The 21,744-nt window shown below is 69.9% G+C and carries 21 protein-coding genes; 5 read left to right on the top strand and 16 right to left on the bottom strand.

Going from position 1 to position 21,744, the window contains the following annotated elements; genetic code table 11:
* Positions 1–121: 121 nt before the first annotated feature.
* The 8 genes from OG302_RS11795 to OG302_RS11830 form a co-directional block, all read right to left on the bottom strand.
* Positions 122–1,348 carry an alginate lyase family protein gene (locus OG302_RS11795; RefSeq protein WP_371526755.1) on the bottom strand — a complete coding sequence of 409 codons (1,227 nt, stop codon included), beginning with the start codon at positions 1,346–1,348 and terminating at the stop codon, positions 122–124.
* Positions 1,349–1,547: 199 nt separating this feature from the next.
* Entirely contained in the window at positions 1,548–2,228 is a 681-nt protein-coding gene (locus OG302_RS11800) for a potassium-transporting ATPase subunit C (RefSeq protein WP_371526756.1), read from the bottom strand.
* A 24-nt stretch (positions 2,229–2,252) separates the two neighbouring features.
* Complete coding sequence (kdpB, locus tag OG302_RS11805; protein ID WP_371526757.1) at positions 2,253–4,406, bottom strand: potassium-transporting ATPase subunit KdpB; 2,154 nt, start codon at positions 4,404–4,406, stop codon at positions 2,253–2,255.
* Complete coding sequence (gene kdpA, locus OG302_RS11810) at positions 4,403–6,067, bottom strand: potassium-transporting ATPase subunit KdpA (protein WP_371526758.1); 1,665 nt, start codon at positions 6,065–6,067, stop codon at positions 4,403–4,405. The genes kdpB and kdpA overlap by 4 nt, the downstream gene beginning before the upstream one ends.
* 8 nt (positions 6,068–6,075) lie before the next feature.
* Positions 6,076–6,165, bottom strand: coding sequence for a K(+)-transporting ATPase subunit F (gene kdpF, locus OG302_RS11815; RefSeq protein WP_033264828.1), 90 nt, complete (start codon positions 6,163–6,165; stop codon positions 6,076–6,078).
* A 331-nt stretch (positions 6,166–6,496) separates the two neighbouring features.
* Positions 6,497–7,270 carry a DUF3710 domain-containing protein gene (locus tag OG302_RS11820; RefSeq protein WP_371526759.1) on the bottom strand — a complete coding sequence of 258 codons (774 nt, stop codon included), beginning with the start codon at positions 7,268–7,270 and terminating at the stop codon, positions 6,497–6,499.
* A 1-nt stretch (position 7,271) separates the two neighbouring features.
* On the bottom strand, positions 7,272–7,808 hold the full coding sequence (dut, locus tag OG302_RS11825; RefSeq protein ID WP_371526760.1) for a dUTP diphosphatase: 537 nt from the start codon (positions 7,806–7,808) through the stop codon (positions 7,272–7,274).
* Positions 7,805–8,389: a PaaI family thioesterase gene (locus OG302_RS11830; protein ID WP_361842962.1), complete on the bottom strand. Its 585-nt coding sequence runs from the start codon at positions 8,387–8,389 to the stop codon at positions 7,805–7,807. Before OG302_RS11830 ends, dut begins: the two co-directional genes overlap by 4 nt.
* 58 nt (positions 8,390–8,447) lie before the next feature.
* On the opposite strand from OG302_RS11830, the gene OG302_RS11835 reads away from it, so the two are divergent.
* The gene (locus OG302_RS11835) at positions 8,448–8,894 is read left to right on the top strand and encodes a DUF3093 domain-containing protein (protein WP_371526761.1); all 447 of its coding nucleotides are present in this window, start codon (positions 8,448–8,450) and stop codon (positions 8,892–8,894) included.
* A 30-nt stretch (positions 8,895–8,924) separates the two neighbouring features.
* On the opposite strand, the gene OG302_RS11840 is transcribed toward OG302_RS11835, so the two are convergent.
* The 4 genes from OG302_RS11840 to OG302_RS11855 all read right to left on the bottom strand — a co-directional run bounded on the left by OG302_RS11840 (position 8,925) and on the right by OG302_RS11855 (position 12,471).
* On the bottom strand, positions 8,925–9,875 hold the full coding sequence (locus tag OG302_RS11840; RefSeq protein WP_371526762.1) for a hypothetical protein: 951 nt from the start codon (positions 9,873–9,875) through the stop codon (positions 8,925–8,927).
* A 13-nt stretch (positions 9,876–9,888) separates the two neighbouring features.
* A complete protein-coding gene (locus OG302_RS11845) occupies positions 9,889–10,185 on the bottom strand; it encodes a DUF4193 domain-containing protein (RefSeq protein WP_055544889.1) in 297 nt (98 codons plus the stop codon).
* 393 nt (positions 10,186–10,578) lie between these two features.
* Positions 10,579–11,811, bottom strand: coding sequence for a sensor histidine kinase (locus tag OG302_RS11850; protein ID WP_371526763.1), 1,233 nt, complete (start codon positions 11,809–11,811; stop codon positions 10,579–10,581).
* 6 nt (positions 11,812–11,817) lie between these two features.
* Positions 11,818–12,471 carry a response regulator transcription factor gene (locus OG302_RS11855; protein WP_135331070.1) on the bottom strand — a complete coding sequence of 218 codons (654 nt, stop codon included), beginning with the start codon at positions 12,469–12,471 and terminating at the stop codon, positions 11,818–11,820.
* A gap of 305 nt (positions 12,472–12,776) precedes the next feature.
* Here OG302_RS11855 and OG302_RS11860 point away from each other — a divergent pair, with 305 nt between their 5' ends.
* The gene (locus tag OG302_RS11860; RefSeq protein WP_190082458.1) at positions 12,777–12,950 is read left to right on the top strand and encodes a hypothetical protein; all 174 of its coding nucleotides are present in this window, start codon (positions 12,777–12,779) and stop codon (positions 12,948–12,950) included.
* A gap of 78 nt (positions 12,951–13,028) precedes the next feature.
* Here the strand turns inward: OG302_RS11860 and OG302_RS11865 are convergent, their stop codons facing one another.
* Both OG302_RS11865 and OG302_RS11870 read right to left on the bottom strand, forming a co-directional pair.
* Positions 13,029–13,841 (bottom strand): inositol monophosphatase family protein, encoded by an 813-nt coding sequence (locus tag OG302_RS11865; RefSeq protein WP_371526764.1) that lies wholly within the window; start codon positions 13,839–13,841, stop codon positions 13,029–13,031.
* A gap of 29 nt (positions 13,842–13,870) precedes the next feature.
* Positions 13,871–14,998 carry a ferrochelatase gene (locus OG302_RS11870; RefSeq protein ID WP_371526765.1) on the bottom strand — a complete coding sequence of 376 codons (1,128 nt, stop codon included), beginning with the start codon at positions 14,996–14,998 and terminating at the stop codon, positions 13,871–13,873.
* Positions 14,999–15,142: 144 nt separating this feature from the next.
* On the opposite strand from OG302_RS11870, the gene OG302_RS11875 reads away from it, so the two are divergent.
* Both OG302_RS11875 and OG302_RS11880 read left to right on the top strand, forming a co-directional pair.
* Positions 15,143–16,393: an MFS transporter gene (locus OG302_RS11875; protein WP_371526766.1), complete on the top strand. Its 1,251-nt coding sequence runs from the start codon at positions 15,143–15,145 to the stop codon at positions 16,391–16,393.
* Positions 16,341–17,672 (top strand): D-arabinono-1,4-lactone oxidase, encoded by a 1,332-nt coding sequence (locus OG302_RS11880; RefSeq protein ID WP_371526767.1) that lies wholly within the window; start codon positions 16,341–16,343, stop codon positions 17,670–17,672. The genes OG302_RS11875 and OG302_RS11880 overlap by 53 nt, the downstream gene beginning before the upstream one ends.
* A 41-nt stretch (positions 17,673–17,713) precedes the next feature.
* Here the strand turns inward: OG302_RS11880 and OG302_RS11885 are convergent, their stop codons facing one another.
* Complete coding sequence (locus OG302_RS11885) at positions 17,714–18,967, bottom strand: hypothetical protein (RefSeq protein WP_371526768.1); 1,254 nt, start codon at positions 18,965–18,967, stop codon at positions 17,714–17,716.
* Between the two features lie 462 nt (positions 18,968–19,429).
* On the opposite strand from OG302_RS11885, the gene sepH reads away from it, so the two are divergent.
* Positions 19,430–20,527 (top strand): septation protein SepH, encoded by a 1,098-nt coding sequence (gene sepH, locus OG302_RS11890; RefSeq protein WP_371526769.1) that lies wholly within the window; start codon positions 19,430–19,432, stop codon positions 20,525–20,527.
* A 91-nt stretch (positions 20,528–20,618) separates the two neighbouring features.
* Here the strand turns inward: sepH and OG302_RS11895 are convergent, their stop codons facing one another.
* Positions 20,619–21,473 carry a sulfurtransferase gene (locus tag OG302_RS11895; protein WP_371526770.1) on the bottom strand — a complete coding sequence of 285 codons (855 nt, stop codon included), beginning with the start codon at positions 21,471–21,473 and terminating at the stop codon, positions 20,619–20,621.
* Positions 21,474–21,744 lie beyond the last annotated feature (271 nt).

A 21,744-nucleotide genomic window follows, 5' to 3' on the forward strand; every position in this document is an offset into this window, starting at 1 on the left:
ACGGCCAGCAATTCCGACAAAACGGACCAGGGGGCATCCGGGTGCGCTCCTTGACACAACCCTGATGGGGCAGAGGCCGGGCGCCGGTATCGTCACCGGGCGCCCGGCCGAAAGGTGTGGATCAGCTGGGGTTGTCGGCGTGGGTCAGGGTCTCCCAGGCGACGAACAGGTTGTTGGAGCCGGCCGGGCGGTTCTTCTCGGTGAGCTTCTGGGTGTTGCTCATGGCCTGGCCGAGGCGGTTGTGGAGCGCGTTGTAGCCGACCTCGGTGACGGGCCCGAGGCCCCGGTCGAGCGAGCCGCCGCAGAGTGAGCTCGGCGGGGCCTCGCCCAGCTCGTACTTGGCCTGGAAGCCGAGGCCCTGGCGCAGCCGCTCGCCGACGTCGGTCTTGTAGAGGTCCTCGCCCTGGATGCGGCTGATCTCGGCGACGTGGGAGATCGCGGAGAGTCCGTACCCGGTATGGGTGAAGTCGCGGCACGTCTCCTGGGTGAGCCCGGTGGTGAAGGTGTCCTGCCCCTGCCAGTACTTGACGATCTTCGCGCGGGTGTCCAGGTTCTGGCTCGGCACGGTCTTGGGCAGGGCGCCGTCGGAGGCGAGATAGACGTACGCGGCGGTGCGCGTACGGAACTTCGCCATCGCCTTGTCGTACGACGCCTTGTCCTCGATGAAGACGGAGATGCCGATGGCGGCCTCCATCATCGACAGCTCCCAGTTGCCGTTGGAGTTGGAGCCGTTGATGATCTCGGGCAGGTAGACATTGCGCAGCATCGTCGCGAAGCGGCCCGAGTCGCCCCAGCCGCCGGTGTACGTGTGCTTGATGATCTCGGCGGCCCTGGGCCAGGAGGAACCCGCCCAGCCGGTCTGCAGGGGCGCGTTGCTGTTGGTGTGGTCCTTGATGGTGCCGGACCAGGCGTCCATCAGCTCGATGGACTTCTTGGCGTAGCGGTCGTCACGGGTGATGTACCAGGCGAGTGCCGTGGTGTACGCGGCTATCGCGTCCTCGCGCTCGTCCGTGCACCCGTAGTTGGGGTCGGAGTAGGAGCCGCACTCGACGACCGCGCGGGGCTTGGGCGTGCGGGACAGGGAGGCGTACTTGCTCCCCATCATCTGGTCGTAGGCGCCCTTCCAGGGCTGGGCGCCCGCGTTGACCTTCTCCCGGGTGAAGTCGAGCTGGCCGCGCGAGACGGTGACTCCGGGGTGCGCGAAGGTGCTGGGCGCGGCGTCCGCGCGCTCGGCGCCGGGCCAGGCGAGGAAAGCGGCAACCAGGGCGGTCACCACGGGGGCGAGGGTCGCGAGGACTGTCGTGCGGGATCTGCGGCGGTGGCGCACGGGTGTGGGGGCGTCAGCCATGCGAAGGGCCATCCATTCTCGAATGTTCTCGTATGTGAACTTCAAGTACCTTTCTGAACACGCGTGTTGGGCCGAGACCATAAGTACGGACCAGCCTTCCGTCAAGGCGTGAAGTCGCCGGTGCCGTGCACGCGAAAGCGCAGGGCCTCTGCCGGGAAAGGCAGAGGCCCTGCTCAGAAGGGGCGGCGAAGGGACGGCGTCAGCGGCTTTCCGCCACGAGCTCCTTCAGCGCGATGTTGAGCTGGAGGACGTTGACGCGGGGCTCGCCCACGAAACCGAGGATCCGGCCGTCGGTGTGCTCGTCGACCAGTTTCACGACCTTGTTCACGGCGAGGCCGTTCTTCGCGGCCACCCGGTGCGCCTGCAGCTCCGCGTACGCCGGGGAGATGTGCGGGTCCAGGCCCGAGCCGGACGAGGTGACGGCCTCCGCCGGCACGTCCGACGGCTTGACCTCGTAGTCGGCCGTGGAGTTGTCCTTGACCACGGCGGCCTTGGCGGCCCTGACGTTCGCGATCAGGTCCTTGTTGTCGCCGGCCAGGTTCGTCGCACCCGAGAGGATCAGGTTGTACCGGGTGTTCACGCCCGCGTCCTGGTTGGAGCCGAGGCCGTTGGACGGCCGGGGCTGGAACCACTTCAGGTCGGGCGCCGCCGCCTCCTGGCCCTTCTTCAGGGGCAGGTCGTAGCGCTGCCCGATGAGCTCGGAGCCGACGACCTTGCCCTCGCTCTTGATCTCGGACCCGTTGGCCTTGTCGTTGAAGAGCCCCTGGGCGATGCCCGTCACGGCGAGCGGGTAGATGACACCGCAGATCACGGTCAGCACGAGCAGGGCACGCAGGCCCGCCCCCAGCAACCGCGCCGTACTTCCAACTGAGTTGTTCATGACGATCAGCACGCTTTCCAGAAACTACAGCCCGGGGATGAGGGAGATGACCAGATCGATGATCTTGATGCCGATGAACGGGGCGACGAGACCGCCGAGCCCGTAGATCCCGAGGTTGCGCCGCAGCATCTTGTCGGCGCTCATCGGCCGGTAGCGCACGCCCTTCAGGGCCAGCGGCACCAGGGCGATGATGATGAGCGCGTTGAAGATGACGGCGGAGAGGATCGCCGACTCCGGGGACGACAGGTTCATGATGTTGAGCTTGTCGAGGCCCGGGTAGACCACCGCGAACATGGCGGGGATGATCGCGAAGTACTTCGCGACGTCGTTGGCGATCGAGAAGGTCGTCAACGCACCCCGGGTGATCAGGAGTTGCTTGCCGATCTCGACGATCTCGATGAGCTTGGTGGGGTTGGAGTCCAGGTCCACCATGTTCCCGGCCTCCTTGGCGGCCGAGGTCCCGGTGTTCATCGCCACGCCCACGTCCGCCTGGGCAAGCGCGGGCGCGTCGTTGGTGCCGTCACCGGTCATCGCGACGAGCTTGCCGCCGGCCTGCTCGCGCTTGATCAGCGCCATCTTGTCCTCGGGCGTGGCCTCGGCGAGGAAGTCATCCACGCCCGCCTCGTCCGCGATCGCCTTGGCGGTCAGCGGGTTGTCACCCGTGATCATGACCGTCTTGATGCCCATGCGCCGCAGCTCGTCGAACCGCTCCCGCATGCCTTCCTTGACGACGTCCTTGAGGTGGATGACGCCGAGTACGCGCGCACCCCTGTCGTCCTCGACGGCGACAAGCAGCGGCGTGCCTCCGGCCTGCGAGATCCTGTCGGTCAGGGACCGGGCGTCCTCCGAGACGGTGCCGCCGTTCTCGGTGACCCAGGCGACGACCGAACCGGTCGCGCCCTTGCGGACCTTGCGTCCACCGCCGCCCTCGACGAGGTCGACGCCCGACATCCGCGTCTGCGCGGTGAAGGCGACCCACTCGGCCCCCTCCAACTCGCCCTGGTGGCGCTCACGAAGCCCGTACTTCGCCTTCGCCAGGACGACGATGGAGCGGCCCTCGGGCGTCTCGTCGGCCAGCGACGAGAGCTGGGCGGCGTCCGCGAGCTCGGCCTCGGTCGTCCCGCGCACCGGCACGAACTCGGCGGCCTGCCGGTTGCCGAGCGTGATGGTGCCCGTCTTGTCGAGCAGCAGCGTCGAGACATCACCCGCGGCCTCGACGGCCCGCCCCGACATCGCCAGGACGTTGCGCTGGACCAGGCGGTCCATGCCCGCGATGCCGATCGCGGAGAGCAGCGCACCGATGGTCGTCGGGATCAGGCACACCAGGAGCGCGGCCAGCACGATCATGGACTGCTCGGCACCGGCGTATACGGCGAACGGCTGCAGCGTGACGACGGCGAGCAGGAAGACGATGGTGAGGGACGCGAGCAGGATGTTGAGCGCGATCTCGTTGGGCGTCTTCTGGCGGGCTGCGCCCTCGACCAGGTTGATCATCCGGTCGATGAACGTCTCACCCGGCTTGGTCGTGATCTTGATGACGATGCGGTCGGAGAGGACCTTCGTGCCGCCGGTGACGGCGGACCTGTCACCGCCCGACTCCCGGATGACCGGGGCCGATTCACCGGTGATCGCCGACTCGTCGACGCTCGCGACCCCCTCGACGACGTCTCCGTCGCCGGGGATCACATCGCCCGCCTCGCAGACCACGAGGTCGCCGATGCGCAGGCCGGTGCCGGGCACCTGCTCCTCGTTCGTGCCGTTCAGGCGCCGCGCGACCGTGTCGGTCTTGGCCTTGCGCAGGGTGTCCGCCTGCGCCTTTCCGCGGCCCTCGGCCACCGCCTCCGCCAGGTTGGCGAAGATCGTGGTCAGCCAGAGCCAGACCGCGATCGCCCAGCCGAACCAGTCCGCCGGGTCCTTGACCGCGAGGACGGTGGTGATCACCGAACCGACGAGTACCACGAACATCACGGGCGACTTGACCATCACCCGCGGATCGAGCTTCCGCACGGCGTCCGGGAAGGACTTCAGGAGCTGCTTGGGGTCGAACAGACCCCCGCCGACACGGCTGGCGTCCTTGGCGTCCTTGTGCCCGCCGGGCACGTCCTGGTGCGGCGCACGGGTGGGAGTAGCGGTGGACATGGAGCCGGGCTCCTCTGGCTTCTTTATATCGGTGGTCATGACGCCAGCCCCTCAGCGAGCGGCCCGAGGGCGAGCGCGGGGAAGTAGGTCAGCCCGGTGATGATCATGATGGTGCCGACCAGCAGACCGGTGAACAGCGGCTTCTCGGTGCGCAGGGTGCCCGCCGTCGCCGGGATCGGCTTCTGCTCCGCCAGCGAACCCGCGAGCGCGAGAACGAAGACCATCGGCAGGAAGCGGCCGAGCAGCATCGCGAGTCCGATCGTGGTGTTGAACCAGTTCGTGTCCGCGCTCAGTCCGGCGAACGCCGAACCGTTGTTGTTGGCGCCCGAGGTGTAGGCGTAGAGGATCTCGGAGAAGCCGTGCGCCCCGGAGTTGAGCATCGAGTCCTTGGGCGTCGGCAGGGCCATCGACACCGCCGTGAAGCCGAGCACCAGGGCGGGGGTGATGAGGATGTAGCAGGCCGCCAGCTTGATCTCGCGGGTGCCGATCTTCTTGCCCAGGTACTCGGGCGTACGGCCCACCATGAGCCCGGCGATGAACACCGCGATGATGGCCATGATCAGCATGCCGTACAGACCCGACCCCGTACCGCCGGGTGCGATCTCGCCCAACTGCATGCCCAGGAGGTCGAGTCCGCCGCCGAAGCCGGTGTTGGAGGAGTGGAAGGAGTTGACCGCGCCCGTGGAGGTAAGCGTGGTGGCGACCGAGAAGATCGCCGACCCCGCGATCCCGAACCGCGTCTCCTTGCCCTCCATCGCCCCGCCCGCGACATCGAAGGCGGGAGCCCCGTGGTGGAACTCCGTCCACATCATCAGGGCGGTGAACCCGACCCAGATCGTCACCATCGTCGCCAGGATCGCGTAGCCCTGCCGCACTCTGCCGACCATGCGGCCGAAGGTACGGGTCAGGGCGAACGGGATCACCAGGATGAGGAAGACCTCGAACAGGTTGGAGAGCCCGTTCGGATTCTCGAAGGGGTGGGCGGAGTTGGCGTTGAAGTAGCCGCCTCCGTTGGTGCCCAGTTCCTTGATGACCTCCTGGGAGGCCACCGCCCCGCCGTTCCACTCCTGGCTGCCGCCGAGGAACTGGCCGACGCCGTGGATGCCGGAGAAGTTCTGCATCGCACCACAGGCGACGAGGACGATCGCGCCGATCACCGAGATCGGAACGAGAATGCGGACGACACCGCGCACCAGGTCGGACCAGAAGTTCCCCAGCTCCCCCGTCCGCGACCGGGCGAAGCCCCGCACCAGGGCCACCGCTACGGCGATGCCCACGGCCGCGGACACGAAGTTCTGCACCGCGAGGCCGCCGGTCTGCACGACGTGGCCCATGGCCTGCTCGCCGTAGTACGACTGCCAGTTGGTGTTCGCCACGAACGACGCGGCGGTGTTGAAGGCCTGGTCCGGGTCGATCGACTTGAAGCCGAGCGACCCGGGCAGCGTGCCCTGGAGCCGCTGCAGGAGGTACAGGAACAGCACGCTCACGGCGGAGAAGGCGAGCACTCCGCGCAGATAGGCGGGCCAGCGCATCTCGGCGTCCGGGTTGGCGCCGATGCCCTTGTAGATCCACTTCTCCACGCGCAGATGCTTGTCGGAGGAGTAGACCTTGGCCATGTGGTCACCGAGCGGACGGTAGGCCAGGGCGAGCGCCACGATCAGCGCCAGGAACTGGAGCGCACCAGCAAGAACAGGGCTCATATCCGTACTCAGAACCTCTCCGGGAACACGAGAGCGAGGACGAGATAGCCCAGCAGGGCGACGGCCACGACGAGACCGACGATGTTCTCGGCAGTCACAGCTTCGCCACCCCCTTGGCGATGAACGCCACCAGCGCGAATACCGCGATCGTGGTGACGACGAAGGCCACGTCGGCCATCGTGTGCTCCTAGATGAGATGCGAATGATCTGACCTCTTGAGCAAACCTCCTCCGTGGCTGGAAACGACCACCGTTGACGGCTCCCTTACGTCCGCTGGCGCTCCCTTGACGACTCTCTTACGTCTGTCCGCTCGGCACCGCTCCGACCTGCGAAAACGCCGATGGGCCGCACTCCCGTGAGGGAGTACGGCCCACCGGCCTGCAACTCGTGGTCAGGGCGCCCGGGGCGCCTCAGCACGTCTGGGGGCGTCTAGCGCACCTCGGTGATCTCAGGTCCGCGCTGGAGCTGGCCCATGCCGCCCGAGAAGCGCGAGCCCTCCTGCTGCTCCTGCTGGACGGTGCCCTCGGCGACCATCTGCGCGTCGTCCGGCAGCTTCAGGACGATCGGGTCACGGGGCGCCATCGGGCCATCGCCGCGCACGATGACGGTGTCGCGGAAGATCTGCTCCAGGAGACCCGCGGCCTGCGGCTGCACCGCGCCCTGGCCGGAGATGACCCCGCGCAGGAACCACCGCGGACCGTCGACACCGATGAAGCGCACGACCTGCACGCCGCCCGTGCCGTCCGGCAGCTGCACCGGCACCTGCGCACGCAGCTCCCAGCCGAGGGGACCCTCGACCTCGTCGATGACACCGCCCTGCTGGGTGATGCCCGAGGCGATCTCCTCGCGGACCTCGCCCCAGATGCCCGCCTTCTTGGGGGCGGCGAAGCCCTGGAGCTGGATGGCACTGTCCTGGAGCACGACCGTCGCGGCGACGATCGCGTCACCCGCGACCTCCACGCGCAGTTCCATGCCCTCGACGCCGGGCACGAAGAGGCCGCCCAGGTCGACACGGCCCTCGCCGGGCTCGCGGACTTCCGATACGTCCCAGGGACCGTCGGGACGGGGCTCGGGCTCGAGCCTCACGCGCGACGGCGCCGCGGCCGAGTCGTCGGTGCCTGCACCGTTACGGTCCTCGACGCCCTGCTCGGCCTCGCCCGCCGCGTCCTCGGCGGCACTGTCCTTCTTGCGACGTCCGAACACGTCACTGTCCTTCCCGGTCAGATACGACCGATGCGTATCGATTCCCACCCGTTTTGTCACCCGAGCCTGCGCCCACGGCGGCATGGCCGCCGGTGGACCCGAAGCCCCCCTCGGCCCGCGCCGAGCCGGGAAGCTCCGCCACCTCGTGGAAGCGCACCTTCTCGACCTGCTGGACGACCAGTTGGGCAATCCGGTCGAAGCGCTCGAACCGCACGCGCTCGCGCGGGTCGAGATTCACCACGATCACCTTGATCTCTCCACGGTACCCGGCATCCACCGTCCCTGGGGCATTCACCAGGGCGACACCGCAGCGGGCGGCGAGACCGGATCGCGGGTGCACGAAGGCCGCGTACCCCTCCGGCAGCGCGATAGACACGCCGGTGGGCAGTACCGCCCGTTCACCCGGGGCGAGTTCGCACCCTTCGGTGGTCCGCAGATCCGCTCCGGCGTCACCGGGCTGCGCGTACGACGGCAGCGGTACCTCGGGGTCGACGCGGCGGATCAGCACGTCGAGCTCCGGACGGGATGCGGGGATCACGGGTTCACCTCGAAGGCACGTGCGCGGCGGAGCTGGTCCGGGTCGTCCATGGCGGCCCGGATCTCCTCCGGACGGCCGTTGTCGATGAAGTGGTCGACCTTGACCTCGATGAAGAGGGCCTCGGCACGGACGGCCACGGGCCCCTCGGGGCCGCCGATCCGCCCGGTGGCCCGGGAGTAGATCTTGCGTCCGGCGACGGCGGTCACCTCTGCCTCGAGAAAGAGCACGGTGCCCAGCGGGACGGGCCGCACGAAGTCGGTCTCCAGCCGGCCGGTCACGGCGATCACCCGCAGCAGCCAGTTCAGCGAGCCGAGCGTCTCGTCCAGCGCCGTCGCGAGCACCCCGCCGTGGGCGAGGCCCGGGGCACCCTGGTGAGCCTCCCGGACGGTGAACTCGGCGGTGACGCCCACGCCTTCACCGGCACGTGCCGCGAGGTGCAGCCCGTGGGCCTGTCCTTCGCCACAGCCGAAGCAGTGCTCGTAGTGGGCTCCGATGAGCTCGCCGGGGGCGGGCGCGTCGGGGTGGCGGACGGGCGCTATTGCGTCGGCCGGGGGCGTCAGAGCTGCTGAAGTACCACTCACAGCCGCAGACCTTACCCGCGAGTCCGCTCACTCAGCTCATCGTGCCAAGCTTGCATACATGCAGCCTTACGAAGAACGCCTGACGGCGCCCCGTTCCTGGTGGCTTGTCTCGCTCCTGGTCGGCATCGCGATGGCGCTGATCATGCTCCCCTTCGGCACCCTGCCCCTGCTCGGCGGCCTGGTCGCCGGGACAGCGGTCGCCGCGGTCGTCACCAGTTCGTACGGCTCCCCCCGGATCCGCGTGGTGGCGGGCTCGCTCGTGGCCGGCGACGCGAAGATCCCGGTCTCCGCCCTGGGTGAGCCCCAGGTGCTCGACGCGGAGGAGGCGCGCGCCTGGCGCGGTCCGAAGGCCGACCCGCGCGCCTTCATGCTGCTGCGCGCCTACATCCCCACGGCGCTGCGCGTCGAGATCACGGACCCGCAGGACCCGACTCCGTACGTGTACGTGTCGACGCGGAACCCCGAGGCGCTGGCGGCGGCGCTCACGGCGGTCCGGACCTCGTAGGTTCCGGGGTCGTACCGGGGGCCTGCCGCGTCAGCGCCCCAGTTCCTTGGACGGCTTGGCGGCGCGCAGCGGGTGCAGGGGGTCGAGAGGCTTCACGGGCTGCTCAAGGGGCGGCAGCTCCGGCAGGGCGTCCCAGGACACCTGCGCCCTCCGCAGGTCCGCACGGACCCGCTCAGCGAGCTTCCTGGTGTCCCGGCGGTTCATCACCGCCCCGACCGCGGCGCCCACCATGAAGGGCATCAGGTTCGGCAGGTTCCGCACCATGCGCTTCATGATCTGCTGGCGCAGCTCGCGCTTCATCTGGCCGCCGAGCGCCGCGTTGATCGACGCGGGCTTCACCACGTCGATGCCGCGCTCCTCGGTCCACGCGGTGAGGTAGGCGGAGCTTCGCTCCTTGAGGTTGCCCGGCGGGCGCCGGCCGTAGACCTCGTGGAGTTCGGCGATCAGCTTCAGCTCGATCGCCGCGACCCCGGTGATCTCGGCGGCCATCTCCGCGGGCATCGCGGGCGGCACGGGCATCATCGCGGCGGCGCCGACCCCGGCACCGACCGTCGAGGTCGCGTTGGCCGCGCCGGAGATGAGTTTGTCCGCGAGCCGCTCGGCGTCCAGGCCCGGGAACTGTCTGCGAAGGGTGTTCAGGTCGCGGATCGGGACCCGCGGGGCGTTCTCGATGATCCGGTCGGCGAGATAGCCGATGCCGGCCTTGGCGCCGCGTCCGCTCTTGCGTACGCCCGCCTTGACTCCGTCCGTGACGGCGGCAACGCGGCCCATGGACACATGGGTCCAGGACGCCTTGTCGGCCGCCGTCTCGTCGTGTGCCACCTCTGGTGCCACCTCTGGGACGTTCGCCGGTCCGAGCGAGGCCGTTCCTGTGGGGGAAAAGCCCCGCTCGTCGTCACGCACGCCGTCCGGGACGGCGCTTTCTTGGTCCGCTCCGCGCTTGCGGAAGCGGCGCTTCCTCGGCGGGGTCGAGCCTGTCACGGCCGACCCTGCCCTAGTCGCAGTCGCGGCAGATCGGCTGGCCGTTCTTCTCCCTGGCCAGCTGGCTGCGGTGGTGCACCAGGAAGCAGCTCATGCAGGTGAACTCGTCCTGCTGCTTCGGGAGCACCCGAACGGCGAGCTCCTCGTTCGAAAGATCCGCGCCGGGCAGTTCGAGGCCCTCTGCGGCCTCGAACTCGTCGACGTCTACGGCTGACGTCGACTTGTCGTTCCGACGTGCCTTGAGTTCCTCGATGCTGTCCTCGTTGACGTCATCGTCGGTCTTACGTGGGGTGTCGTAGTCCGTTGCCATGTCGCTCTCCCCCTCTGGGTGTCTGCGGTGTCTCAGCGCACGTAACGCGTGAGAGGCCGGACTTGTGCCCGACCTGAGGCGGAGATTTTGCCTCACATCAAGGTCTGTTACTCAATCGACACCCAACCGCACCCCTCAAGAGGTGATCGGTTTGGATGGCGATCGGGACCGTACACGGTCCGAATGTCGCACTTCACAGGCGCCACCCCGTGTACTTCCCGTGATCAAGACCCCTGAAAACCCGGATTTTCCCGGCTTTCCGACGACTTTCACGATCACGGAGAGTAGATGGCCGAAAATTCGCCCGTGTGATCGATCGCACACGAAATATCCAGGAACAGGTCCCGAAAATTCCGCGCAAAGCGAACATCGCGGCGCGTCCGCGGCAGCATCTCAGAGAGGAAGGGTGACTCGCATCACGAGCCCTCCCCCCTCGCGCGGCTCCGCGATGATACGGCCCCCGTGGGCCCGCGCCACCGACCGGGCGATCGACAGGCCGAGTCCCACGCCCTTGTCGCTGCCCGTGCGCTCGGTCCTGAGCCGCCGGAACGGCTCGAAGAGGTTGTCGATCTCGTACGCGGGCACCACGGGGCCCGTGTTCGACACCACCAGGACCGCCTGGCCGTGCTGGGCCTCCGTCGTGACCTCGACCCAGCCCCCGTCCGGCACGTTGTACCTGACGGCGTTCTGGACGAGGTTCAGGGCGATCCGTTCCAGGAGGACGCCGTTGCCCTGGACGACGGCCGCGCCCCGGCTCCCGCGGACCTCCACGCCCTTCGCGTCCGCCTCGGCGAGCACCTGGTCGACGGCGCGGTCGGCGACCTCGGCGAGGTCGACAGGCTTGCGCTCCACGATCTGGTTGTCGCTGCGGGCGAGCAGCAGCAAGCCCTCCACGAGCTGCTCGCTGCGTTCGTTGGTCGCCAGGAGCGTCTTGCCGAGCTGCTGGAGCTCGGGGGGCGCCCCCGGGTCGGAGAGGTGCACCTCGAGCAGCGTGCGGTTGATCGCGAGCGGGGTGCGCAGCTCGTGCGAGGCATTGCCGACGAACCGCTGCTGGGCGGTGAAGGCCCGCTCCAGACGGTCCAGCATCTCGTCGAAGGTGTCCGAGAGCTCCTTCAACTCGTCGTCCGGCCCGTCCAGTTCGATGCGCCGGGACAGGTCCGTGCCGGCCACCCTGCGCGCGGTGCGCGTGATGCGGCCGAGCGGCGACAGGACGCGGCCCGCCATCGCGTAGCCGAAGGCGAAGGCGATCACCGCGAGCCCCAGGAGGGCGAGCAGCGAGCGGCTCAGGAGGTTGTCCAGGGCGTCCTGGCGCTGTTCGTTGACGCAGTGGTTCATGGCGCTGTTGAGCTCGCCGGCGGACGGCTCGTGCGGGAAGTTGCAGGTGGTGCTGGCCACCTGGCCAGAGACGATCTTGAACGGCAGGTCGCTGCCCACGTTCAGGGCCTGCGCGGCGAGCAGATAGATGATCGAGAGCAGCAGGATGCCCGCGATCAGGAACATGCCGCCGTACAGCAGCGTGAGCCGTATGCGGATCGTGGGGCGCAGCCACGGGAAGGGCGGTTCGGCCTTCCTGGGGTCCCAGGTGGGTTTCGGGGGCGCCGTCGGTGGCGCCGGGGTCGCGGCCACCGGGGATCAGATCCGGTAGCCGGAGCCGGGCACCGTCACGATGACGGCGGGCTCGCCGAGCTTTCGCCGCAGGGTCATGACGGTCACCCGGACCACGTTCGTGAACGGGTCGGTGTTCTCGTCCCAGGCCTTTTCGAGCAGTTGCTCGGCGGAGACGACGGCACCCTCGCTGCGCAGCAGCACCTCGAGGACGGCGAACTCCTTGGGGGCGAGCTGGATCTCCTTGCCGTCGCGGAAGATCTCGCGGCGGTTCGGGTCGAGCTTGATCCCGGCGCGCTCCAGGACGGGCGGGAGCGGCACGCTCGTACGCCTGCCGAGGGCACGCACGCGTGCCGTGAGCTCGCTGAACGCGAACGGCTTGGGGAGATAGTCGTCGGCGCCGATCTCCAGGCCCTCGACACGGTCGCTGACGTCGCCCGACGCGGTGAGCATCAGGACGCGGGTCGGCATGCCGAGCTCGACGATCTTGCGGCAGACGTCGTCCCCGTGCACGAGCGGGAGGTCCCGGTCGAGCACCACGACGTCGTAGTCATTGACCCCGATGCGTTCCAGGGCGGCCGCTCCGTCGTACACGACGTCGACGGCCATGGCCTCCCGGCGCAGTCCGGTGGCCACCGCATCGGCGAGCAGCTGCTCGTCCTCGACGACGAGTACGCGCACGGCGCTGTCCTTCCTCTGTGCCCCTGCGGGCAGGTCTGTTCCTGGGGTGTGGCCTCCATCCTGCCCCTTTCGGCCATAAACCGGCTGTAAGGCGGTGTCCTGGCCGGGGAATGCGGGATTTTCTCCGGCGGTTGAGGTTTCCGTGGAAGAGAGCGAGGGGAGGACGACCTCACACCCCGCGATCACGCTTTGTATGTGGCGCGCCACAACCCGCTTTCTCCAGGGCGGCTTGAGACGTGATCGCCCCTTCTTGAACGGCACACCCCCGTGCCATCGACCCACGACCCAGCCGAGGGGGCGCAACCATGGACGCTTTTACCGCAGGACTGCTGCAGCGCATAAAGGCCACGGAGTCCGACCTCACGATGGCCCGTGAGACGGGCGACGACTTCCTTGCCGAGGTCGAGCAGGCCGAGCTGGAGGATCTGCACCGGCTGGCCGCCGAGCACGGCGTGGAGGTCGGCGTGCTGCACGCCTGATCCATTCGTACGCAGAGGGGCCCCGGCATCCGTGGACGAGATGCCGGGGCCCCTCTGCGTGCGGATCCGTGCGGCCGGTCAGTCGTGCCAGGCGCCGAGCTCCTCCAGGCGGCCCTGCAGGTCCTCGAAGAGGCCGGGTGGGGCCGCGATGGCCAGCTCGCCCGTGGGCGCCTCTCCGGGGCGTCCACCGGTCAGCGCGCCCGCTTCCCGCGCGACGAGGTCACCGGCCGCGAAGTCCCACGGGTTGAGGCCGCGCTCGTAGTACGCGTCCAGCCGGCCGAGCGCGACGTCGCACAGGTCGATCGCCGCCGAGCCGCCCCGGCGGATGTCCCGGACCAGCGGGATCAGCTGCCGGGCCACCTCGGCCTGGTGGGCGCGGCGCTCGGCGATGTACCCGAACCCCGTGCCGACGAGGGCTTGTTCGAACGGGGGCGCGGGGCGGGTGTGCGCCGGATCGTCGTTGACGAAGGCGCCCTCCCCGAGGACGGCCCGGTAGGTCTCGCCGCGCATCGGGGCGTGCACCACGCCGACCAGCGTCTCGCCGTCCTTGCGGGCCGCGATGGACACCGACCAGTCCGGGCGTCCGTACAGGTAGTTGACGGTGCCGTCGATCGGGTCGATCACCCACTGGACGCCGCTGCTGCCCTCGGAGCTCGCGCCCTCCTCGCCGAGCACGCCGTCGTCCGGCCTGCGCTCGGCGAGGAAGCCGGTGATCAGCTTCTCGGAGGCGATGTCCATCTCGGTGACGACATCGACCGCGCTGGTCTTCGTGGCGGCCACGCCCAGGTCGTCGGGGCGCCCGTCACGCAGGAAGGCTCCGGCGCGGTGCGCGGCCTCCAGGGCGACGCCGAGGAGTTCGGCCTTCAGCTGCTGGTCTGCGGGGTCGGTCACGGTGCTCCTTGTGCCTTCGCTGTCGGCGGTCACGCGTACGGGCTGTCGGCGCCCGCGGCCGCGGGCTTGGGCGCGCGGGCCGGGCAGCAGCCCACCGGGCACAGGTCGTGGCTCGCGCCGAGCGCGCCCAGGGCGCAGGGCGTGACCGCGCGCCCGCTCTCCGCACCGGCCCGCTCCAGGACGAGGTCCCGCACCGCGGCGGCGAACCGCGGGTCGGCGCCGACCGTGGCGGAGCGGCGGACCGGGAGGCCCAGTTCGGCGGCCTTCGCCTCGGCCTCGGTGTCGAGGTCGTACAGGACCTCCATGTGGTCCGAGACGAAGCCGATCGGGACCATCACCACCGCGGGCGCGCCCGCCGCCTGCCGCTCCTCCAGGTGGTCGCAGATGTCCGGCTCCAGCCACGGGATGTGCGGGGCGCCGCTGCGCGACTGGTAGACGAGCTGCCAGGGGTGTTCGACGCCGGTCTCCTCGCGCACCGCCTCGGCGATGAGCTCGGCCACGTCCAGATGCTCCGCGACGTACGCGCCGCCGTCCCCGTGGTCCTCGACGCGGCCCGAGGTGTCGGCGGCGGCGGTCGGGATGGAGTGCGTCGTGAAGGCGAGGTGTGCCCCGTCCCGTACGTCACCGGGGAGGTCGGCCAGGGACTTCAGGACCCCGTCGATCATGGGGCGGACGAAGCCGGGGTGGTTGAAGTAGTGCCGCAGCTTGTCGACGCGCGGCACCTCAAGTCCCTCGGAGGCGAGCACGGCGAGGGAGTCGGCCAGGTTCTCGCGGTACTGCCGGCAGCCCGAGTACGAGGCGTACGCGCTGGTCGCGAGGACGATCACCCGGCGGTGGCCGTCCCGGACGAGCTCGCGCAGGGTGTCGGTCAGATAGGGCGCCCAGTTGCGGTTGCCCCAGTAGACCGGCAGGTCGAGGCCGTGCTCCGCGAAGTCCTTGCGCAGGGCGTCGAGCAGGGCGCGGTTCTGGTCGTTGATCGGGCTGACCCCGCCGAATCGGAAGTAGTGCTGCCCCACCTCCTTGAGCCGCTCCTTGGGGATGCCGCGGCCCCGCGTCACGTTCTCCAGGAACGGGACCACGTCGTCCGGGCCTTCGGGGCCGCCGAACGAGAGCAGCAGCAGGGCGTCATAGGGAGAGGCATCAAGCGCATCGGACATGCATCCGATCCTGCCACCCGTCACTGACAGCCGAAAATCATGGTGCGTCCGGCCCTGTCGCGAACGTAAGCTGTATGGGCCATCTTTACGCCTTACCGGGGCCCCTTCGTAGGAAGCCGCCTCGGCGCCTCAGCGGAGTCCCACGTGCCAAGCCCCTACCGCGCCATCTTCGCCGCCCCCGGCACCAAGGGGTTCTCGACGGCGGGCTTCCTCGGGCGGATGCCGCTGTCGATGATGGGCATCGGCATCGTGACGATGGTGTCCCAGCTCACGGGGCGGTACGGACTCGCGGGCGCACTCTCCGCGACCGTCGCGCTCTCGGCCGCCGCGATCGGCCCGCAGATCTCGCGTCTCGTCGACCGGTACGGCCAGCGCCGGGTGCTGCGGCCCGCGACCCTGGCGTCCCTGGTGGCGGTCGCCGGTCTGCTGCTCTGCGCGAAGTACGGGCTCCCGGACTGGACGCTCTTCGCCTTCGCCGCCCTCGTCGGCTGCGTGCCGAGCGTGGGCTCGATGATCAGGGCTCGCTGGGCGGTGCTCTACCGGGACACCCCGCAGTTGCACACCGCGTACTCCTTCGAATCCGTGGTGGACGAGATCTGCTTCATCTTCGGGCCGATCATCTCGATCGGTCTCTCCACGGTGTGGTTCCCGGAGGCAGGGCCGCTGCTCGCCGGCGTCTTCCTCGCCGTGGGCGTCTTCTGGCTGACGTCCCAGCGGGCCACCGAGCCCGTGCCGCACGGCCGTGAACACCACACCAAGGGCTCGGCGTTGCGCTCCGGAGGGCTGCAGGTCCTGGTCGCGACCTTCGCGGCGACGGGTGCGATCTTCGGCTCGATCGACGTGGTGACCGTCGCGTACGCCGAGGACCACGGTCACAAGGCGATGGCCAGCCTGGTCCTCGCGGTGTACGCGCTCGGCTCCTGTGTGGCCGGGGCGGCCTTCGGGCTCATGCACTTCAAGGGCGCTCCCGCACCGAGGTGGCTGCTGGGCGTCTGTGCGATGGCCGTGAGTATGATCCCGCTTCAACTGGTCGGGAACCTTTCGTTGCTGGCCGTGGCGTTGTTCATCGCGGGCCTCTCCATAGCGCCGACCATGATCACGACGATGGCCCTCGTCGAACAGCACGTACCACGCGCGAAGCTGACCGAGGGCATGACCTGGGTGAGCACCGGACTCGCGGTCGGCGTCGCGCTCGGCTCCTCCGCGGCCGGCTGGGTCATCGACGCGGCCGGATCGGACGCCGGGTACGCGGTCCCCGGTCTGTCCGGGGCCGTCGCGGTGGCGATCGGGTTCCTTGGGTATCGCCGGCTGAAGAGGCCGGTTCCGCAACGGGGAGGGACCCATGAGCACGGCAGCGGGCACGGGCAGCGGGAAGAGCGCGGCAGCATGGCGTAACTGGGCGGGCAACGTCACCGCCCGTCCGGTCAGGGAGGTCACCCCCGCGTCGGTCGACGAGCTCACCGCCGCGCTGCGGCAGGCCAAGGAGGACGGCCTCAAGGTGAAGCCGGTCGGCACGGGCCACTCCTTCACCGCCGCCGCGGCGACCGACGGCCTCCTGATACGCCCCGAACTCCTCACCGGCATCCGCAGGATCGACCGCGAGGCCGGCACCGTCACGGTGGAAGCGGGCACTCCGCTGAAGCGCCTGAACGCGGCACTCGCCCGCGAGGGCCTCTCGCTCACGAACATGGGCGACATCATGGAGCAGACGGTCTCCGGCGCGACCAGCACCGGGACGCACGGCACGGGCCGCGATTCGGCGTCGATCTCCGCGCAGATCAAGGCACTTGAGCTGGTCACCGCGGACGGCACGGTCCTCACCTGCTCGGAGAAGGAGAATCCCGAGGTCTTCGCGGCGGCCCGGATCGGCCTCGGCGCACTCGGCGTGATCAGCGCGATCACCTTCGCCGTGGAGCCCGTCTTCTTCCTCACCGCCCGCGAGGAACCGATGACCTTCGACAAGGTCACGAGCGAGTTCGACGCGCTCTACGCCGAGAACGAGCACTTCGAGTTCTACTGGTTCCCGCACACCGGCAACTGCACCACCAAACGCAACAACCGCAGCGCGGGCCCCGCCGACCCGCCCGGCAGGGTCAGCGCCTTCGTGGAGGACGAAGTCCTCTCCAACGGCCTCTTCCAGGTGGTCAACACGATCGGCAGGGCCGTCCCCGCGACCATCCCCGGTATCGCCAGGATCTCCAGCAGGGCGCTCTCCGCCCGCACCTACACGGACATTCCCTACAAGGTCTTCACGAGCCCGCGCCGCGTGCGCTTCATGGAGATGGAGTACGCCGTTCCGCGGGCGGCCCTCGTCGAGACGCTGCGCGAGCTGAAGGCGATGGTGGAGCGCTCGAACCTGCGGATCAGCTTCCCCGTGGAGGTCCGTACGGCCCCCGCGGACGACATCACGCTCTCCACGGCCTCGGGCCGGGAGAGCGCGTACATCGCCGTCCACATGTACCGGGGCACGCCCTACCAGGCGTACTTCACCGCCGCCGAGCGGATCTTCACCGCGCACGAGGGCCGGCCCCACTGGGGCAAGATCCACACCCGTGACGCCGACTACTTCGCGCGGGCCTATCCGCGCTTCGCCGAGTTCACGGAGCTGCGCGACCGCCTGGACCCGGACCGCATGTTCGGCAACGCCTACTTGCGCCGCGTCCTGGGCGACTGAGGACCGCCGCCCGCGGGGTGGGCGTCCACGGGGATGGACGCCTACGGAGTGGCGGTCTCTCCCCGCTGTACGTCGTTTCCGTTTCCGGTGTCGTCGCCGCTCGACGGGGTCGGCGTCGGAGTCGGGGTGGGGGTCGGCGTCGGGGTCGGGTCCGTCTTCGAACCGTCGTCGTCCCCGGAGCCCGTGCCGGAGTCCGATCCCTTGTCGGGGTCGTCCTTCGAACCGGAATCCGAGTCATCGCCGTTGTCCGGAGTCTGCGGCTGCGATCCGTCCGGGTCCTGCGACGCGTCGCCGCCTTGCTGCGAACCGTCGTCCGTGCCCGTGGAAGAACCGTCGGACGGCTCCCCGGAGGGATCGGTCGAGGGCGTGGGCTGCTGGTCCGGCGAGCTGTTCCGGCCGGAGAAGCCGTTGCCGATCGTGGTGCCGTGGCCCCCGCTGAAGTCCTCGCCGGAGACGACCTCGTACGTCGTGATGCCGGCCATGGCGACGCCGAAGACGACCGCGGCCGCGATCAGCGGCCGTTTCCAGCTCTTGACCCGGGTGCGGTGCGTGGTGCCGTGGGTGAACTCGTCCGAGGGAAGCGGTGGCACCGCCGGCTCCTCCGGAACGACCGGGGCCGCCTGCCGCAGGACGCGGGTCGCGTCGTCCCGGGGCACCAGCTGCGTGGCGTCGACCGAACCGAGCAGCTGCGTCCTGTCGGGGTCGGCGTCGGTACCCGTGCCGGTGTCGACCGTGGGCAGCAAGGTCGTCCGGTCCGCGTCGACGCCGGTCACCGGCAGCAGAGTCGTGCGGTCCGCGTCGGCATCCGCCACCGGCAGCACGTTCGTGCGATCCGCTTCATCAATGGCCGGAGGCAGCACGGAGGCCGCGTCGGGCTCGACCGCTCTCCCCCATGTCGTCGTCACGGGCCCCGCCCCGGTGTGCGCCGCCGCACCCGTGTACGCCGTCGCCCTGAACGTCTCCGCCACCGGCGCACCCGAGCCGTCGGTCAGCGGAACCTGCCGCGCCCTCGGCTTGGCCTGCACGGTGACGTCACGTATCTGCTCGCCCGTGCGCCGGAAGAAGTGCTGGAAGACCGTGCCGCCGCAGGTCGCGACCGCACTGACCACACCGGCACCGAGGATCGTGCCGTAGACGCCGAAGCTCGACGCGAGCTTCGCCGCCACGACCGCAGCCACGGCGCTCCCCGCCACCTGCGGCACACTCAGGTCGAGGCGCTTCTCCTTCGGCTCCGTCGAGTCGTCCGGCTCCGCCTGGTCCCTCGACTCCTTGCCGGAATCCGGCTTTTCACGCATCTCCGACCCTTGCCTGCCTTTCTCGACTGTCTGCACGAGAAAGGGACGTATGGGTGAAGTGGATAGTTCCGTTTCTGGAGATTCCGTGAAGTGTGCCACTCATGCACCACCCTGCCCGGGTATCCCGGGGCGCCAACTCCCGTCCCCCACGAGAAGTTCGGCGGCGCGGCGGACCACCCGCGTGGCCCGAATGGAGTACTGTTGCGAGCCCTGGGTCCGGTCTCCCACCTGGGTGCCCGGGGCCTTCCAGGACCGCCGGGAGGGGGCTCGCTGCACAGGGTGACCAAATTGGTCACTGAGAGTTGCGAAGAGGTAACCGTGCCATAACGGCGACCTTGGGCCCATGCCCGACACGCCGGGCAACTCGGCAAGGTTGTGGCAGGCTGCACCCGGGCAGGCCACACTCGACTAGCGGAAGCAGCGACGCACGTGACGTCGGCAGGCACCACCCGGGAGGTCCCCATGCCCGAACTGCGTGTCGTGGCCGTCAGCAACGACGGCACACGGCTGGTGCTCAAAGCTGCGGACAGCACGGAGTACACGCTTCCGATCGACGAGCGGCTGCGCGCCGCCGTGCGCGGCGATCGTCCGCGTCTCGGCCAGATCGAGATCGAGGTGGAGAGCCACCTCCGCCCCCGCGACATCCAGGCGCGTATACGTGCCGGTGCCAGCGCGGAGGAAGTCGCCTCGCTCGCCGGAATCCCCGTCGATCGCGTCCGCCGCTTCGAGGGACCCGTGCTCGCCGAGCGCGCCTTCATGGCCGAGCGGGCCCGGAAGACCCCCGTGCGCCGTCCCGGCGAGAACACCGGACCCCAGCTCGGCGAGGCCGTCTCGGAGCGACTGCTCCTGCGCGGCGCCGACAAGGAAACCGTCCAGTGGGACTCCTGGCGCCGCGACGACGGCACCTGGGAGGTCCTGCTCGTCTACCGCGTCGCGACCGAACCGCACTCCGCGAGCTGGACGTACGACCCGCCGCGGCGGCTCGTGCAGGCCGTGGACGACGAGGCCCGCTCGCTGATCGGCGAGACGGACGACATCGCCGCGCCCGAGCCCAGCTTCCCGTTCGTGCCGCGCATCGCCCGGCTGCCCCGGGACAGGCCCTCGCTCGACCGGCCGCTGGACCGCGCCCTGGACCGGCAGTTGGAGCGCCCGAGCGCGCCGCAGCCCCCGGAGCCCCTGGAGGAGGGCGCGGCCACCGCCGCGACCGCCTCCGTCTCCGAGTCGGAGCGGGACTCGCTCACCAGCCTCCTGGAGGCGGTGCCGAGCTTCCGCGGCGACATGATCGTGCCGGAGCGCCCCGCGCTCCCGCCCACGGATCTCCCGCCCGCCGAAGAGGCCGAGCAGGACCCGGACGCCGAGGAGCCGCCCGCGGCATCGGCCGGGGCGGGTGCCGCGTACGCGGATGTCCTGATGCCGCGCTCGGTGGCCAGCCACCGCGACCGTCTCGTCGGCACCACCGACCGCCAGGCGGAGGCCGACGGCGTCCGTCCCGGACGCCGCGCGGCGGTGCCCAGCTGGGACGAGATCGTCTTCGGCACGCGCCGCAAGAAGCAGGAGTAGCGAGTAGCACTGCCCAGTACGTCAATACGTCGCAGTACGTCGTCGGGGCCCCGCACCGTGCAGGTGCGGGGCCCCGACGGCGTTCCGGCGGCTACTGCGGGTCCGGGCCCGTGGCCACCGGGCGGGACTCGTCCGACGACCACTCCGACCACGAGCCGACGTAGAGCGACGCCGGAATGCCAGCCACCGCGAGGGCGAGCACCTCGTGGGCGCCGGACACGCCCGATCCGCAGTAGACGCCGACCTCGGAAGTGTCGGAAGCGCCCAGGGAATTGAAGCGGTCCGCGAGATCGGCGGCGGGCCTGAAGGTGCCGTCCGCCCCGACGTTCTCCGTGGTCGGTGCGGAGACCGCCCCCGGGATGTGTCCGCCGACGCGGTCGATGGGCTCGACGTCACCGCGGTAGCGCTCGGCCGCGCGGGCGTCCAGGAGCAGTCCGGAGCGGGCCAGAGCCGCCGCGGCGTCGGCGTCGAGGAGGTCCGTGGTGTTCGTCTCGGGGACGAACGAGCCCTCGGCCGCCGGGCGCTCGTCGCCCGACTTCAGCGGACCGTCCCACGCCGCGAGCCCTCCGTCGAGCACCCGCACCGAGGGATGCCCCGTCCAGCGCAGCAGCCACCAGGCGCGTGCGGCGGCCCAGCCCTGCCCGCCGTCGTACACGACCACGTCCCGGCCGGCCGAGATCCCGGCCGCCCGCATCACCGCTCCGAAGTGCTCCACATCCGGCAGGGGATGCCGTCCGGCCGCGCCCGCCGGGCCCGCGAGATCGGCGTCCAGATCGACGAAGACGGCGCCCGGGATGTGCCCCTTCTCGTACTCGGCCCGCCCGTCGAAGGCGGGGGCGCCCGCCGCCTTGGCGGTGCTCAGCTGCCAGCGGATGTCCAGGAGCGCCGGCGGGTTCTCGCCCGCCAGGTCGCTCGCGAGTTCGGATGCGGAGATGATGGCATTCATGGGCCCATCCTCGCGCACGGGGTGGCCGCGTCGGCCAGGTCCGGCTACCCTGCTCCGCCGTACGTCCGACGAACACGTGGCGTGCAGAACCGGGCACGCCCTGTACTGCCGAACGACACCACCGAGCAATCGCGCGTTTACGGATGAGAAACGGCAAACCGGGCATCCTCTGGGCGGAGCCGGGGCAAGCGGCGCGGCCGGGGCGCGCGGCGCCACGGGTGGTGCGAGCATCTGCACGGGCGGGCAAACGCACGGCACAGGCACGTGCGTT

The sequence above is a fragment of the Streptomyces sp. NBC_01283 genome (assembly GCF_041435335.1).
GTDB lineage: Bacteria > Actinomycetota > Actinomycetes > Streptomycetales > Streptomycetaceae > Streptomyces.